9 protein-coding genes and 4 pseudogenes are annotated in these 15,341 nt (G+C 63.9%); 7 read left to right on the top strand and 6 right to left on the bottom strand.

Features of this window, described 5'->3' with window-relative positions:
• Positions 1–212: 212 nt before the first annotated feature.
• Positions 213–1,436, bottom strand: a complete 1,224-nt coding sequence (locus tag ACTPOE_RS10125; RefSeq protein WP_458870713.1) for an IS110 family RNA-guided transposase — start codon at positions 1,434–1,436, stop codon at positions 213–215.
• 253 nt (positions 1,437–1,689) lie between these two features.
• A pseudogene (locus ACTPOE_RS10120) lies at positions 1,690–2,160 on the bottom strand (transposase); the annotation flags it as partial.
• Positions 2,161–2,209: 49 nt separating this feature from the next.
• On the opposite strand from ACTPOE_RS10120, the pseudogene ACTPOE_RS10115 reads away from it, so the two are divergent.
• Positions 2,210–3,768 (top strand): annotated as a pseudogene (locus ACTPOE_RS10115) (IS3 family transposase).
• 42 nt (positions 3,769–3,810) lie between these two features.
• Here the strand turns inward: ACTPOE_RS10115 and ACTPOE_RS10110 are convergent.
• A pseudogene (locus ACTPOE_RS10110) lies at positions 3,811–4,377 on the bottom strand (IS110 family RNA-guided transposase); the annotation flags it as partial.
• Between the two features lie 475 nt (positions 4,378–4,852).
• Here ACTPOE_RS10110 and ACTPOE_RS10105 point away from each other — a divergent pair.
• Positions 4,853–5,767 (top strand): IS3 family transposase, encoded by a 915-nt coding sequence (locus tag ACTPOE_RS10105; RefSeq protein ID WP_458872078.1) that lies wholly within the window; start codon positions 4,853–4,855, stop codon positions 5,765–5,767.
• A gap of 362 nt (positions 5,768–6,129) precedes the next feature.
• Positions 6,130–6,582: pseudogene (locus ACTPOE_RS10100) on the top strand (LA2681 family HEPN domain-containing protein); the annotation flags it as partial.
• A gap of 187 nt (positions 6,583–6,769) precedes the next feature.
• On the opposite strand, the gene ACTPOE_RS10095 reads toward ACTPOE_RS10100, so the two are convergent.
• Positions 6,770–7,492 carry an N-acetylmuramoyl-L-alanine amidase family protein gene (locus ACTPOE_RS10095; RefSeq protein WP_458872077.1) on the bottom strand — a complete coding sequence of 241 codons (723 nt, stop codon included), beginning with the start codon at positions 7,490–7,492 and terminating at the stop codon, positions 6,770–6,772.
• 74 nt (positions 7,493–7,566) lie between these two features.
• Complete coding sequence (locus tag ACTPOE_RS10090; RefSeq protein ID WP_458872076.1) at positions 7,567–9,174, bottom strand: methyl-accepting chemotaxis protein; 1,608 nt, start codon at positions 9,172–9,174, stop codon at positions 7,567–7,569.
• Between the two features lie 392 nt (positions 9,175–9,566).
• Here ACTPOE_RS10090 and ahpC point away from each other — a divergent pair, with 392 nt between their 5' ends.
• Both ahpC and ahpF read left to right on the top strand, forming a co-directional pair.
• Entirely contained in the window at positions 9,567–10,130 is a 564-nt protein-coding gene (ahpC, locus tag ACTPOE_RS10085; protein WP_458872075.1) for an alkyl hydroperoxide reductase subunit C, read from the top strand.
• A gap of 162 nt (positions 10,131–10,292) precedes the next feature.
• Positions 10,293–11,867 carry an alkyl hydroperoxide reductase subunit F gene (gene ahpF, locus ACTPOE_RS10080; protein ID WP_458872074.1) on the top strand — a complete coding sequence of 525 codons (1,575 nt, stop codon included), beginning with the start codon at positions 10,293–10,295 and terminating at the stop codon, positions 11,865–11,867.
• A gap of 33 nt (positions 11,868–11,900) precedes the next feature.
• On the opposite strand, the gene ACTPOE_RS10075 is transcribed toward ahpF, so the two are convergent.
• Positions 11,901–12,818, bottom strand: coding sequence for a LysR family transcriptional regulator (locus tag ACTPOE_RS10075; RefSeq protein WP_458872072.1), 918 nt, complete (start codon positions 12,816–12,818; stop codon positions 11,901–11,903).
• 110 nt (positions 12,819–12,928) lie between these two features.
• Between ACTPOE_RS10075 and ACTPOE_RS10070 the strand changes: the two genes are divergently transcribed.
• Positions 12,929–14,437: an acetyl-CoA hydrolase/transferase family protein gene (locus ACTPOE_RS10070; RefSeq protein ID WP_458872071.1), complete on the top strand. Its 1,509-nt coding sequence runs from the start codon at positions 12,929–12,931 to the stop codon at positions 14,435–14,437.
• A 91-nt stretch (positions 14,438–14,528) separates the two neighbouring features.
• The gene (leuE, locus tag ACTPOE_RS10065) at positions 14,529–15,164 is read left to right on the top strand and encodes a leucine efflux protein LeuE (RefSeq protein ID WP_458872070.1); all 636 of its coding nucleotides are present in this window, start codon (positions 14,529–14,531) and stop codon (positions 15,162–15,164) included.
• Positions 15,165–15,341: the final 177 nt, after the last annotated feature.

Genomic DNA, 15,341 nt, shown 5'->3' with positions numbered 1-15,341 from the left:
TGATCCAGCGTGGAGCGTTGCGTTGAACGGATAGGGCCTCATAGTCGGTGGCGCTGTCCCGGTAGTGTTCGCCACGCTGGAGTATGAAGAAGATCGTTCGCAGTATTTTGTGGCCGATGGCGATGATGGCCCGTTTATAGCGTGAAAGACAGGCATTTCTGACCGAGCGCCCCCCCAGCCATCGAAGGCTGTAAGGGCTAGGGCGGTGCGGCTCAGGCGCTGGCAGGTTGGATAAATCCGAACTTGGTCAGAGCCTTGATCCAGCGTGGAGCGTTGCGTTGAACGGATAGGGCCTCATAGTCGGTGGCGCTGTCCCGGTAGTGTTCGCCACGCTGGAGTATGAAGAAGATCGTTCGCAGTATTTTGTGGCCGATGGCGATGATGGCCCGTTTATAGCCACGGCGCACCATCAAGGCCTGGAATTTCGATTTGAAGACGGATTGAGTACGGCTAGCGGCGTGAGCGAACTCGCACAACAGGCGCCGGACATACAGATTGCCCTTGCGAACACGACCGGATTTACGCTTGCCGGCTGATTCGTTGTTGCCGGGGCAGATGCCGACCCAGGAGGCAAGACGATCGGCACTACCAAAGACATCCATGTCGGAGCCGATTTCGACCAACAGCATGGCAGCCCCGATCTGATCGACGCCGGGAATGGTTTGCAGCAGGGCCAAGGCGTTGTGTTCGGATTTCAGTTCGGCGAGCAGCCGGGTATCGAAGCGAACGATACGGGCCTCGATTTCCTCGACATGCTGCATCAGTTCATCCAGGACGAAGTGATGGCTGGCCGTCAGGTCGCCTTGCAGGGCGTCGAAGATTTCCTCGCGGCTGGCCTTCAGGCGGCGACTGGCAAGCTTGAGCACCTCCTGCGGCGCTTGTCCGGCGATGATCGCCTTGACCATGGCGCGTGCCGACTGGCCGTGCAGATCACTGACCACCACCCCCAGGCGCACGCCGCTATCGGTGAGCACCTTGTGCAGACGGTTCTTCTCGCTGGCCAGTTGCCCGACAAGTTTCTGTCGTTGGCGGGCGATCAGGCGCAGTTCCCGCAGCTTGGCCGGCGGTACAAACGAGCCGCGCAGTAATCCCGCTCGCGCCAGCGTCGCTAACCAGTGGGCATCACCCACATCGGTCTTGCGGCCCGGCACGTTCTTCACATGTCGCGCATTGACCACCTTGGCGCAGATGCCACGCGCTTCCAGTGCCGCATACGGGCTCTTCCAGTAAATGCCGGTGCTCTCCATCACGACTTCGTCGGGGCGTAGTGACGCCACCCAGTCGGCCAGTTCCCGACGGTCTCGCTTGAACGCGCCGAATTGACGTTGCTCGATGCGTGCGCAGCCGTCTGCTTCCTCGATCAGCGCACAGGCCGTGATCTGCGCCTGATGAATGTCCAGACCGATCACCCGTTTGTATAACGCTCCCAGTTCCATACCACCTCCTGTCGATTAGACTTAAGGGTGGAAGGTGGCGGGTGCCGGGACTGAACGTGCCTGAAGGCGACATGTCGCCAACGGCCTGTTTAGCGTGCGCTCTCTAGGGAAGCAATCCGGGGTGCGAGTCAGTCCGGCCGGTCACGTTAGCCGCGGGGTCGAGCCGCCAAAAACTTTTACGACCTTCACCCAACACCTTCCACCCCAAAGTCTCTTTCATCTTCAGGGGTGGTGCCTACCACCATGATCGTTAGCCACGGCGCACCATCAAGGCCTGGAATTTCGATTTGAAGACGGATTGAGTACGGCTAGCGGCGTGAGCGAACTCGCACAACAGGCGCCGGACATACAGATTGCCCTTGCGAACACGACCGGATTTACGCTTGCCGGCTGATTCGTTGTTGCCGGGGCAGATGCCGACCCAGGAGGCAAGACGATCGGCACTACCAAAGACATCCATGTCGGAGCCGATTTCGACCAACAGCATGGCAGCCCCGATCTGATCGACGCCGGGAATGGTTTGCAGCAGGGCCAAGGCGTTGTGTTCGGATTTCAGTTCGGCGAGCAGCCGGGTATCGAAGCGAACGATACGGGCCTCGATTTCCTCGACATGCTGCATCAGTTCATCCAGGACGAAGTGATGGCTGGCCGTCAGGTCGCCTTGCAGGGCGTCGAAGATTTCCTCGCGGCTGGCCTTCAGGCGGCGACTGGCAAGCTTGAGCACCTCCCCCCCTGTGTCAGACTAGTTGTCGCATCGGATTTGGAACGATTAGATGAATTTGACGACCTACAGCACGGCCTTCAAAGAGGAGGCGATCCGCAAGACCCTGCAGCGCGGCACGCGCACGGTGGCTGACATGGCCCAGGAGTTGAACATGTCGGTCCATACGCTGAAGAACTGGATTCGCAATCCGAAGATGGCTCATTTGCGCAGGCAATCCTCAGAAGAGGCCCCCGCCAGTCGGTGGACATCCGCACAGCGGCTGCAGGCCCTGCTTGAGACCCATTCTCTGGCCGAAGAGGCGCGCAACGCCTGGTGCCGGGAACGGGGCATCTTCGCCCATCAGCTCACGGCCTGGAAGCATGAGCTCGAACAGTCGGGGAACAAGCCCGCAGCCGATATCCAGGAGCTGCGTCGGCTCAAAGAGGAACTGGTTGGCGTGCGCCGTGATTTGGCCCGCAAGGACAAGGCGTTATCGGAGGCGGCAGCCCTGCTGGTACTGCAAAAAAAATACCAGGCGCTGTGGGAGGACGAGGACAAATGACCTCACTGACACAGCGCCGACAGATCATGGCATTGATTACTGAGGCGGTCACGGCTGGTGCTCGACAGGCACGCGCCTGTGAAGCAATCAATCTGAGCGCACGCACACTGCAACGTTGGCGGCGGGCCCCGGAGCAAGGCGATGGGCGCCCCACGCGGGTACAGCGGCCCTGCAACCGCCTGAGCGATGCCGAGCGTGATCGCATCCTGCGGGTGGTCAACAGCAGCGAGTACGGCCACCTGCCCGCTTCTCAGATCGTGCCACGCCTGGCGGATACGGGGGTCTATCTGGCCAGTGAATCGACGATCTACAGGCTGATGCGTACCGCCGGGCAACTGGTGCATCGCACGCCTGATCGCACGCCTGGCCCGGTGCATCGGCCTCGGGCGCTGACGGCTACTGCGCCAGGGCAGCTCTTCAGCTGGGACATCACCTATCTGCCCGCCACCGTGCGGGGCCAGTACTACTACCTGTACCTGTTTCTTGACCTGTTCAGCCGTCACATCGTGGGCTGGCAGGTCTATGACACCGAGGACAGCGCCCGTGCCAGTGAGCTGATGCGCGATATCTGCCGCCGCGAGGGCATCCTCCCAGGGCAGGTGGTGTTACACAGCGACAATGGCTCCCCGATGAAGGGCGCCACCATGCTGGCGACACTACGGGAGCTGGGTGTGGCGCCATCGTTCAGCAGGCCAGCGGTGAGCAATGACAACCCGTACTCAGAGTCCTTGTTCAGGACTCTGAAGTACCGCCCCCGCTACCCTCGCAAGCCCTTCACCGGTCTGCTGGCTGCCCGGGCCTGGGTCGGTGAGTTCGTGCGCTGGTACAACACCGAGCACCGGCACAGCGCTATCGGCTTCGTGACGCCTGAGCAGCGTCACTGTGGGCGCGATCGCGGCCTGCTCGAACGGCGCCATGCCCTCTATCGGGCGGCCCGCGAAAAGCACCCGGAGCGCTGGAGCGGCAGGACCCGCAACTGGACAAGAGTCGACGAGGTCTTCCTCAACCCGCAGAAGGGTCACGCGTCCTGTGCCAAGCGAAATTCAGACCTCAAGCGGGCGGCTTGAGTCACTCAGAAAATGCGACAGATAGGTTGACAATCACCGCTCCTGCGGCGCTTGTCCGGCGATGATCGCCTTGACCATGGCGCGTGCCGACTGGCCGTGCAGATCACTGACCACCACCCCCAGGCGCACGCCGCTATCGGTGAGCACCTTGTGCAGACGGTTCTTCTCGCTGGCCAGTTGCCCGACAAGTTTCTGTCGTTGGCGGGCGATCAGGCGCAGTTCCCGCAGCTTGGCCGGCGGTACAAACGAGCCGCGCAGTAATCCCGCTCGCGCCAGCGTCGCTAACCAGTGGGCATCACCCACATCGGTCTTGCGGCCCGGCACGTTCTTCACATGTCGCGCATTGACCACCTTGGCGCAGATGCCACGCGCTTCCAGTGCCGCATACGGGCTCTTCCAGTAAATGCCGGTGCTCTCCATCACGACTTCGTCGGGGCGTAGTGACGCCACCCAGTCGGCCAGTTCCCGACGGTCTCGCTTGAACGCGCCGAATTGACGTTGCTCGATGCGTGCGCAGCCGTCTGCTTCCTCGATCAGCGCACAGGCCGTGATCTGCGCCTGATGAATGTCCAGACCGATCACCCGTTTGTATAACGCTCCCAGTTCCATACCACCTCCTGTCGATTAGACTTAAGGGTGGAAGGTGGCGGGTGCCGGGACTGAACGTGCCTGAAGGCGACATGTCGCCAACGGCCTGTTTAGCGTGCGCTCTCTAGGGAAGCAATCCGGGGTGCGAGTCAGTCCGGCCGGTCACGTTAGCCGCGGGGGGTCGAGCCGCCAAAAACTTTTACGACCTTCACCCAACACCTTCCACCCCAAAGTCTCTTTCATCTTCAGGGGTGGTGCCTACCACCATGATCGTTAGCCGAGAAGTCATCAGCGTAGCAATACCACCCTTTGCGGGTGGCTCGACAACATACACAGGAGCCAATCTGTCCAACGAAGCGGATAAAGGAAGGGGGGTCGGATCGACATACGCGGAGAGAGAGCTAGCCAACGCATCATCGTCAACGTAGTTGTCATACCCCAGCGTATCGAAGATACCCACCTCTCTGGCAGCCTTCTGATCCCCCTTCGTTCCTGAATGTCGAACAAGAAAACATCTACGCGACTTGCCTATTGCAAATCCGATTTCGTACACAACACTGAAGTGATCCAGAAACTGATCGATCAGTGGCAGAAGAAGGCCAGCACTGCCCGTCTGTGCCGGTTGTTGGGTGTCAGCCGCTCTGGCCTGTATGCTGCCCGCCACCGGCAGCAAGCGCCGCGAGCCTGTGCATTGAGTACGCCCCTGCAAGCCGCCTTCCTGGCCAGCGGTGGCAACTACGGCAGCCGTCGGCTGTCTGCGGCGTTGAAGGCTCAGGGTCTGGACGTCGGCCGTTACCGTGTCCGTGGGTTGATGAAACAGCACGGCCTGCGGGCGCGCTGGAGGCGTAAGTTCGTCCACACCACCGACAGCCGACATGATCTGCCGGTGGCCGCCAACATCCTGGATCGGCGCTTCAATCCCAGGGCGCCTGACCAAGCCTGGGTGGCTGACATCACCTACATCCGCACTGGGCGCGGCTGGCTGTATCTGGCTGCTGTGCTGGACTTGTACTCGCGCAAGGTCGTCGGCTGGGCGATGGCGCCCAGCATGCCTGCTGAGCTCGTATGTGCGGCCTTGCGCATGGCCATCGCACTGCGCCAGCCCGCGCCCGGCCTGATTGTGCATACCGACCGTGGCAGTCAGTACGCCAGCCAGGCCCACCGGGATCTGTTGGATCGTCACGGCTTGATTGCCAGCATGAGCCGCAAGGGAAACTGTTGGGATAACGCCGTGATGGAACGCTTCTTCCTGAATTTGAAGATGGAGCGAGTCTGGCAACGAAACTACGCCAACCCCGCTGAGGCAGTCACTGACATCAACCACTACATCGTCGGCTTTTACAACACCCATCGGCTGCACTCCACTCTCGGATACCGATCACCAACCGACTACGAGAAAGCCACTACCTGAAACGCCCTATCGCGGTGTCCACAAAAACTTGACCACGACAGGGATTGAGATATGTAATGTCGGCAACCACATACTTGGACGACTCGATCCCATGGAGAATCGGCGAAATTAGGGGGTTTCCGGCTATGTCGTTAAATTCCCAAGGCGCGTACTGAATGCGTTTTCCGACGCGACGGTTTGCTTTGGAGACGCCCAGCGAGATGAGCTCCGCCAAATGAGAGTCACGAGACGAATAGGCAACGAACGCTTGATCCACAGCCCCCGAAATAGCATCCATGTAGTCCCCTCAAGCCAAGTACGGTTCGTGATTAGTAGATTTATCTGACCGTGTCTGCGGCACTGCGAAATGCTGTTGGCGACACAATGAAACAACCGCACAACCCAGCGCTATCCATAGCAATTATAGTGGACGCGAAAACCAACAACGACATCTCTTGCGCGGGTTGCTCTGGCTGTCAAAGGATCTGTTCGACGCGAAGCTGAAGGGAGTCGCTTTGCCAGAAGCACGCGATCTAGACGCGCTGCGCAACCATCTGGAACACAAGAATGTGAAGGTGGTCGATTCGCTGGCGCTATATGGCTCGCCGACCGAGCCTTTCGTCGATAGGTTGGTGCATCAGATCGTCCGGGAAGACCTGGAACAGAAGACCCTGCGGCTGCTGCAGCATGCACGGGCGGCTTTGATCTACCTGTCGTTTTCTATGGAAGTGGAGGAGCGGTGCACTTCGGGAGCGGCGTCCGGATTGACGATGCCTATCGCTGTAGACGTTTACCCCGACAGCCGTCGTTTGCCGGCATCAGCCTCAGGCCGATAGCCGTAGCGCGCATTGATTAATCCGGAAAGTTCAAAACTAAGCGGTGGAGAGTACGGAAAGTTCAAAATTGAACGACCAAACAGTTCAAAGCTCGATGACGGATTGCATGCAACGTATTGATTTTAAATGGACCCAGGTCTGGAACTCAGTGGCGTTCGACAGCGGCTGTCGGGCGGAGGCCCACGCGTCAATCACCGGCCCGCGGGTCCTTCAGGCACCCATGCGCCCCCCGCGCGATGGCCCGGGCCAGGCGCGCGATTGTCTCCGGCGTTCCGAGGCGGGCTTCCTCCCGGGGATTGACGATGACGCCCGCCTCGACCAGGACAGCGGGCATGGGCGCGGTCCGCAGCACCGCCAGCGCGTCGTAGCGGTGGATGCCCAGGCGGCGGTCGATGAACGGGTGGTTTTCGCCCTCGACCGGTTCGGCGTGGTATTCCGACGGCCGTTCACCCGCCGCCCGCAGGTGTGAGCCGATGTCCCGCGCGCACCGCAGGCTTCGGCCGGGGTGCGGGTTCAGTGCCGAGACGAAGATCGAATAGCCGGCGAACTCGGCCTGGTGGCCCGCCAGGAGATATCGCGCCTGCGCCGAGTCATGGTGGATCGAGACGAGGAGGTCGGCGTCCGGCGCGCCCGCCGCGCGCCTGGCCGGGGGGATGTCCGCTCCGATGCCCTCGGCCCGGGTCGTCCGGTCGCCCAGCGCGGCGAGCGCGCGGGCGAGGGCGGCGGCCAGGTCCCGATTGTATCGATATTCGGCGCGTCCGCTGGCACCCGTCGCGCCCGGCCGCTCCGGCCCATGGCCCGCGTCCACCAGGATGTGCGCGGCGTGCGCGGGCCAGCCGCAGCACAGGACGGGCAGGATGGCGAGCAACAGGCGTGCGGGGCGTCTGCGGACGGAGCGTGTGGGTGCCAAGGGGTGACCTTTTCAGGCGGCGTGGCTGCTGTATCCACAGTGTAGTGTCCGGAGCGTGGCCGCGCGCGTCCTCCTTATGCCGCCGTCAGGCGTCGCAGGGGCACGGGCTGGGGCAGCGCGGGCGCGCTGGCATCCGCATCCCGGCGGAACACTTCAGTCGCGCTGGCCAGGTTCAGGGTCTGGCCGTCCAGGGTCTGCACGGCGGTGAAGGATTCCTCGGCCATCGCGGCATTGCCCCGGGTCAGGTCGCCGAGCTGGACGAAAGTCTGCTGGATGCGCGCCAGGTCCTGGGCCTGATCCTCGCCCGCCTGGTGGATCTGGCCGATCAGTTCGCCGACCTGGCGGTTCTGTTCGAGGATGTCGCCCATGGCTTCGGTCGCCTCGCGCGTGCGGGCCACGCCGCCCTGGGCGATCTGCACGGTCTCGTGGATCAGGGTGCCGATTTCCCGGGCGGCCGCCGCGGATCGCTGGGCCAGCGCCCGGACTTCGCTGGCCACCACGGCGAAGCCGCGGCCTTCCTCCCCTGCGCGGGCGGCCTCGACCGCGGCGTTGAGCGCCAGGATGTTGGTCTGGAAAGCGATGCTGTCGATCACTTGGACGATATCGCCGATCTTCTGGCTGGCCGCGTCCATGCGCTCGATCTGCCGCGCGGCCTGGTGCACGATGTCGGCCGCGCGGGTGGCCGCCTCCCCCGATGCCTGGGCCAGGTCCACGGCCTGCCGGGCATTGCCGGCGTTGTTCTCGATCAGTCCGGCCAGCCCGTCCATCGCGGTCGCGGTTTCGGCCAGCCTGCTGGCCGCCAGCTCGGTCTCGGCGCTGAGGTTCTGGCTACCCTGGGCGATCTCGGACGAGGCGTGGCGCAGGCCGCCCAACTGGCCGTGCACGTCGTCGATGAAAGATCGAAGGTTCAGGCTGGATTGCGTGATGGCCTTCTGGATCGAGGCGATCTCGTCCAGGCGGGGCAGATGCCAGTTGTCCACGGGCTGGCCCGTGGCGGCCTGGACGGCCTGGCGCTGGATGGCGCGCAGCGGTCGCACCAGCCGATGGTCCAGGAGCAGACCGGCCAGCAGGACCAGCGCGCCGCCGCCGCCGGCGGCGCCCAGCCAGGCCGTGTCCCGCAGCCCGGCCAGCCAGGCCACGCCGGCCCATAGCGGGATCAGGCCGCCCAGGGTCAACGCCAGCCGCTGGCGCAGCGACAGTATGCGCAGCCCGTTGCGCCAGCGCCGCCAGCCTGTGTCCAGCAGCAGGCCGCGATGGAAGCGCGCGACCGGGCGGCCGGTCTGGAAGGTCGCGAAGACGTGCTCGGCCGCGTCGATTTCCGCGCGGCTGGGCTTGGTGCGGACCGACAGGTAGCCGCTGAGGACATCCTTGTGGTAGATGGGGGCGACGTTGGCGCGCACCCAGTAGTGGTCCCCGTCCTTGCGCCGGTTCTTCACCACCGCGGTCCAGGAACGGCCCTGTTTCAGGGTGTCCCACAGGTCCTCGTAGGCTTCGGGGGGAACATCGGGGTGGCGCACGATGTTGTGGGCCTTGCCCAGCAATTCGGTGTATTCGAAGCCGCTCACGCGCACGAACGCCGCGTTGGCGTAGGCGATGCGGCCTTTGAGGTCGGTGGCGGACAACAACGTTTCGCCGTCGGGGAAATCGTATTCTTTTTGAGTGACGGGCAGGTTCTTGCGCATGGTGATCCCCCAGGATCGTTAAGGTCTAAAATATCTTTTTTATCAATGGCCTACAGCTGATACCCAATGAATGTGCATCATACCTGTGTGTCATAATTTTTTTGCATATTTCACGATGTGTTTTCGGCATAAAACAACGCGCTATCATGAAAATTCAGAACACAAGGACCGGTTTCGATAGTTGTTGGCAATCGGCTCTATTTAAACAATCAATTTTACTTATCGAGCAGGCGCGCCTACACTGGTCTTCGTTGCCCTAGTGTCCTGTCTGGTGAGTTTGGTCACTTGAATTCGGATGCATGGCCAGCCCAGGCGCCGAAGGTAAGGATCGGAATTAGCCGGACAGGACACTAGCGGCCTTTCCACTGAACCCTGAACAAGGAGCTTTTCTCATGTCCCTGATCAACACCGTCATCAAGCCTTTCAAGGCCACCGCCTATCACAACGGCAAGTTCGTCGAGGTCAGCGACCAGACCGTCGCCGGCAAGTGGTCCGTGTTCGTGTTCTATCCGGCCGACTTCACCTTCGTGTGCCCGACCGAACTGGAAGACCTGGCCGACCACTACGCCGAATTCCAGAAACTGGGCGTGGAGGTCTATTCCGTGTCCACCGATACCCACTTCGCCCACAAGGCCTGGCACGACACGTCCGACGCCATCAAGAAGGTCAACTATCCGATGATCGGCGATCCCACCCACCTGCTGGCCCGCAACTTCGATGTGCTGATCGAAGAAGAAGGCGTGGCGCTGCGCGGCACCTTCGTGGTGAACCCGGCCGGCGAAATCAAGGTTCTGGAAATCCATGACAACGGCATCGGCCGCGACGCGTCCGAACTGCTGCGCAAGGTCAAGGCCGCCCAGTACGTCGCCAGCCACCCGGGCGAAGTCTGCCCGGCCAAGTGGGAAGAAGGCGCCAAGACGCTGACCCCCTCGCTGGACCTGGTCGGCAAGATCTGATCCCTTCCATCGCCGGATCGGCGCGCGCCGTCGGGATGCGCGCCCCGTGATGCCTCGGCGGCCCGCCCGCGGGCCGCCGATTTTTCTCCCCCGCGCTTTCTGATCGGGCGATACCATGTTGGTGTCGTCCGGGGGGACGCTTTTCTCCAAAAAGGTGTGAATATGCTGGATGCGAGTCTCAAAGGACAACTGGGAACCTATCTCGAGCGGGTGACGCTGCCCATCGAGCTGCGCCCGTCCCTGGACGATGGCGAATCCTCTCGGGAGTTGCGTGCCTTGCTGGAGGAGATCGCCGGCCTGTCCGACAAGATTTCCCTGGTGGACGGCGCGCCCCGGGACGCGCACACGCCGTCGTTCGAAATCGCCCGCGCCGGGACCGATGTGGCCGTGCGTTTTGCCGGCATCCCCCTGGGGCATGAGTTCACTTCGCTGGTGCTGGCGCTGCTGCAGGTCGGCGGCCACCCGCCCAAGCTGGACGACGCGGTGATCGAGCAGATCCGCAATCTGCCGGGCGACTACCGGTTCGAGACCTATTTTTCACTGTCGTGCCAGAACTGCCCGGACGTGGTGCAGGCGCTGAACGCGATGTCCGTGATCAATCCGCGCATCCGCCACGTGGCGGTCGACGGCGCCTTGTTCCAGGATGAAGTCCGGAAGCGTGAGATCCTGTCCGTGCCCGCCGTATTCCTGAACGGCGAGCTGTTCCACCAGGGCCGCGCCGGAGTCGAGGAATTCCTGGCCAAGCTGGACGCGGGCGATGACGCCGCCAGGGTCGAGGCCCTGAACGCCCGCGAAGAGTTCGACGTGCTGGTGGTCGGTGGTGGCCCGGCGGGCGCCGCGGCTGCCGTGTACGCGGCGCGCAAGGGCATTCGCACGGGCGTGGTGGCCGAGCGTTTCGGCGGCCAGGTGCTCGACACCATGGCGATCGAGAACTACATCTCCGTGCTGGAAACCGAAGGACCGAAATTCGGCGTCGCGCTGGAGCAGCACGTGAAGGCCTACGAGGTCGACATCATGAACCTGCAGCGGGCCAGCCGCCTGGTGCCGGGCAAGTCGATCCAGGTCGAACTGGCCAGCGGCGCGACGCTCAAGGCCCGCACCGTGATCCTGTCCACCGGCGCGCGCTGGCGCCAGATCAACGTGCCCGGCGAGGACGAATACCGCAACCGCGGGGTGGCCTACTGCCCGCATTGCGACGGTCCGCTGTTCAAGGGCAAGCGCGTGGCGGTCATCGGTGGCGGCAATTCCGGCGTCGAGGCGGCGATCGATCTGGCCGGTATCGTGGGCCATGTCACCCTGATCGAGTTCGGCGATGCGCTGAGGGCCGACGACGTGCTGCAGCGCAAGCTGCGCAGCCTGGCCAATGTGACCGTCATTACCTCGGCCCAGACGACCGAGATCCACGGCGACGGCAAGCGCGTGGTCGGCTTGAGCTACACGGACCGCGCGAGCGGCACCGCGCATCGCGTCGAACTGGAAGGCGTGTTCATCCAGATCGGCCTGGTGCCCAACACCGAGTGGCTCAAGGGTACGGTCGAGCTCAGCAAGCACGGCGAGATCGTGGTCGACGCCCGGGGCCAGACCTCGGTACCTGGCGTGTTCGCGGCGGGCGATGCGACGACGGTCCCGTACAAGCAGATCATCATCGCCGCCGGCGAAGGCGCCAAGGCCGCTCTGGCCGCCTTCGACCACCTGATCCGCAGTTCGGTCGCGACCGAGGAAAAGGCTGTGGCCTGATCCCCGGGTCGTCGCCGGCCCGGGCGCCGCGTCTCAGTCCGGTCCGACGTCCCCCATCCGGGGCCAGGGGCCGTCGATGTGCTGGCGGCACAGGTCCATCCAGGCCTGGGCCGCGTGGCTGAGCATCGGCCAGTCCGGCGACAGCAAGGCGATGTCCCAACTCGGCGCGTCGGGGCTCAGGGGACGGGCGTCGAGCCCCAGGTCCGCCGGGTTCCGGACAAAGGGCTCGGGCAGCAGCGCGATGCCCATGCCCGCCTGCGCCATGGACAGGGTCCAGTCCCATTGACCGCTGCGGGCGGCGATCAGCGGCTCGAAGCCGGCGGCCTGGAATTGCCGGTCCAGCAGGCGCGACAGCGCGAAGTCGTCGTCCAGCAGGACCATTGGCCGCCCGCGCAGGTCCCGGACCCGAGGCGAGGGCGGCAGCGTCCGCATCAGCCCGGGCTGGCCGACGGCCAGGATCCTGTGGCGGGCGACGACCCGCGGGTGCAGGCCCAGTTCCGGCGCCACCGGCATCAGACTGAATCCCAGGTCCAGCCGGCCCTCGGCCACCAGGCGCTCGATGGCACGCCCTGTGTCCTCATGCAGCGCGACCTCGATCTTCGGATGGCGCTGGCGGTATTCCTTCAGCGGCGCGGTGAACAGGCGGTTGATCATCGGCGGCAGGCCGAGGTCCAGCCGGCCCAGTTCCAGGGCCTGGGTGCGGGCGATGTCGCGCAGCAGGGCCCGGTGCGCCGCGAGCACATCCTGCCCGCGCGCCAGAACCACGCGGCCCATGTCGGTGAGCCGCGCCGGACGCCGCTCCCGGTCCAGCAGCGGAGCGCCGATCTCGTCCTCGAGCTGGCGGATCATCTTGCTGACCGTCGATTGCGTGACGCCCAGGGCCGTGGCGGCGTGAGTGAAGTTTTGCCGCCTGGCGGTTTCGACGAAGTAGCTGAGCGCGCGCATGTCCATGGTGGCAAGCACTCCGTATCATGAATTTATAGAATTATATCTATGAATATCATGAATATTGGCAATGATAATCTCGACTCGTCATCGCACCAATAGACGAGGAGACCAGGATGATGGAGCGCCTGCAATGCGCCGAGCTGAGATCGAGGATCATGACGGCGCCCGAGGCCGCCGCCCTGTTCCGGGACGGCATGACGGTCGGGATGAGCGGCTTCACCCGCGCCGGGGACTGCAAGGCCCTGCCCGCCGCGCTCGCGGAGCGGGCGCGGCATGAGTTCTTGCGGCTGAACCTGGTCACGGGAGCGTCGCTGGGCAATGACAGCGACGGCCTCATGGCCGAGGCCGGGCTGCTGGCGCGCCGCCTGCCGTTCCAGGCCGATGCCCGGCTGCGCCGCAAGATCAACGACGGGCAGGTCATGTTCATCGACCAGCATCTGTCCGAGACCGTGGAGCAGCTGCGCGCGGGTCACTTGCCGAAAATCGACATCGCCGTGGTCGAGGCGGTCGCCATCCTGCCCGATGGCGGCATCGTGCCCTCCATGTCCGTAGGCAATTCCGCCAGCTTCGTCGCCCAGGCCGACCGGGTGATCGTCGAACTGAACACCAGCGTGCCCATGAGTCTGATGGGCCTGCACGACATCTACGTGCCCGAGGATCGTCCCGGGCGCAAGCCCATTCCTTTGACCGAGCCGGACCAGCGCATCGGCACGCCGGCGATCCCCGTCGACCCGTCGCGCATCGCCGCCATTGTCGTCACCGGACATCCCGACAGCCCCTCCAACGTCCAGCCGCCCGACGAGGACACCCGGGCGATCGCCCGCCACATCATCGGCTTCCTGCGGGGCGAGGTGGCCGCCGGACGCCTGTCCGACACGCTGCTGCCGCTGCAGGTCGGCATCGGCACCATCGCCAACGCGGTGGTGCACGGGCTGGTGGACGCGCCGTTCCGCGACCTGCGGATGTATTCCGAGGTCCTTCAGGATAGCGCCATCGCCCTGATCGACGCAGGCCGCGTGTCCTTTGCCTCGGCCTCGTCGATCACCTTGTCGGAGCCGGTGTACCGGCGCTTCATGGAGCGTCTGGACGAATATGCCCGGCGGATCGTGCTGCGCCCCCAGGAAATCAGCAATCACTGCGAGATCGTGCGCCGCCTGGGCATCATCGCCATCAATACGGCGCTGGAATTCGACCTCTATGGCAACGTGAATTCCACGCACGTTGGCGGCACGCGGATGATGAACGGCATCGGCGGCTCGGGCGACTTTGCCCGCCATGCCCACCTGTCGATCTTCGTGAGCAAGTCGGTGGCCAAGGGCGGCGACATCTCCAGCGTCGTTCCGATGGTGGCCCATGTGGACCATACCGAGCACGATGTGGACATCCTGGTGACCGAGTGGGGTCTGGCCGATCTGCGCAATCTGGCGCCGCGCGAGCGCGCGCCCCGCGTCATCGAATGCTGTGCGCATCCAGATTACAGGGACGAGCTGATGGATTACTTCCGCCGCGCCTGCGCCAGGGGCGGTCATACGCCGCATCTCATCGGCGAGGCCCTGTCCTGGCACGAGCGCCACGCCAGCACCGGATCGATGCGTGTCGCCGAGCGGATGGCCTGCGCCTGAGCGCGGCGGGGCTCCGGTCGCCGTCGCTCCGGGCGTCGTCGTCCACCGGCGGCGATAAAATACCGGCTTCTCCCCGGTAGCGAGGCCTGCCATGCTGGCGCAATATGGTGTGTTGGATGTCTGGACCTATCTTGCCGGGACGATCTTCATCGTCCTGCTGCCGGGACCGAACTCCCTGTTCGTGCTCGCCACCGGCGCCGGGCGCGGCGTACGGGCCGGCTACCAGGCCGCCCTCGGCGTATTCGTCGGCGATTCCATTCTGATGACCCTGACGGCGGCTGGCGCGGCCTCGGTGTTGCGGCTGCTGCCCATGGTGTTCGTGGCCCTGAAGGCCGCCGGGGCGGTGTACCTGACGTACCTCGGGATCCGGCTGCTGATGTCGGCCTGGCGGCCGGGGCCGGCGCAGACCCATGCGGTGACCGGCGGCCCGGGAAGCCCCTTTCGCAAGGCCTTGCTGCTCAGCCTGCTCAACCCCAAGGCCATTCTGTTCCTGCTGTCGTTCTTCGTGCAGTTCGTCGATCCGGCCTACCCGCATCCGGCCCTGCCTTTCTTCATCCTGGCCGCGATCCTGCAGGCGTGCAGCCTGTTGTACCTGTCTTCCTTGATCTTCGGGGGCTCGCGTCTGGCGGCGGCGTTCCGGCGGCGCCAGGGCCTGGCGCGAGCCGGCAGCGGTCTGGTGGGGATGCTGTTTCTGTGGTTCGCCGGGCGCATGACCCTCGAAGCTTGAAAGATCCTCGTATTGCATCCGGCACGGCGCATCATCATCGTGCAATAATATTGATCATTCATTCACAGTGATATTCCGGTGCCATCGCCCGGCGCTCCTCTGGTACGGCGGCGGGGGGATCGCGCATGTCCGGCCCGGCTAGTGTCCTGTCTGGTGAGTTTGGTCACTTGAATTCGG

Source organism: Castellaniella sp. WN (assembly GCF_054457555.1).
This window is presented reverse-complemented; position numbering and strand designations above follow the sequence as displayed.

Bases quoted from the DNA above. Each gene is read 5' to 3' on its own strand.
- ACTPOE_RS10090 (WP_458872076.1), bottom strand. From the start codon at position 9,174: ATGCGCAAGAACCTGCCCGTCACTCAAAAAGAATACGATTTCCCCGAC.
- ahpF (WP_458872074.1), top strand. From the start codon at position 10,293: ATGCTGGATGCGAGTCTCAAAGGACAACTGGGAACCTATCTCGAGCGG.
- ahpC (WP_458872075.1), top strand. From the start codon at position 9,567: ATGTCCCTGATCAACACCGTCATCAAGCCTTTCAAGGCCACCGCCTAT.
- ACTPOE_RS10070 (WP_458872071.1), top strand. From the start codon at position 12,929: ATGATGGAGCGCCTGCAATGCGCCGAGCTGAGATCGAGGATCATGACG.
- leuE (WP_458872070.1), top strand. From the start codon at position 14,529: ATGCTGGCGCAATATGGTGTGTTGGATGTCTGGACCTATCTTGCCGGG.
- ACTPOE_RS10125 (WP_458870713.1), bottom strand. From the start codon at position 1,436: ATGGAACTGGGAGCGTTATACAAACGGGTGATCGGTCTGGACATTCAT.
- ACTPOE_RS10075 (WP_458872072.1), bottom strand. From the start codon at position 12,818: ATGGACATGCGCGCGCTCAGCTACTTCGTCGAAACCGCCAGGCGGCAA.
- ACTPOE_RS10105 (WP_458872078.1), top strand. From the start codon at position 4,853: ATGTCGAACAAGAAAACATCTACGCGACTTGCCTATTGCAAATCCGAT.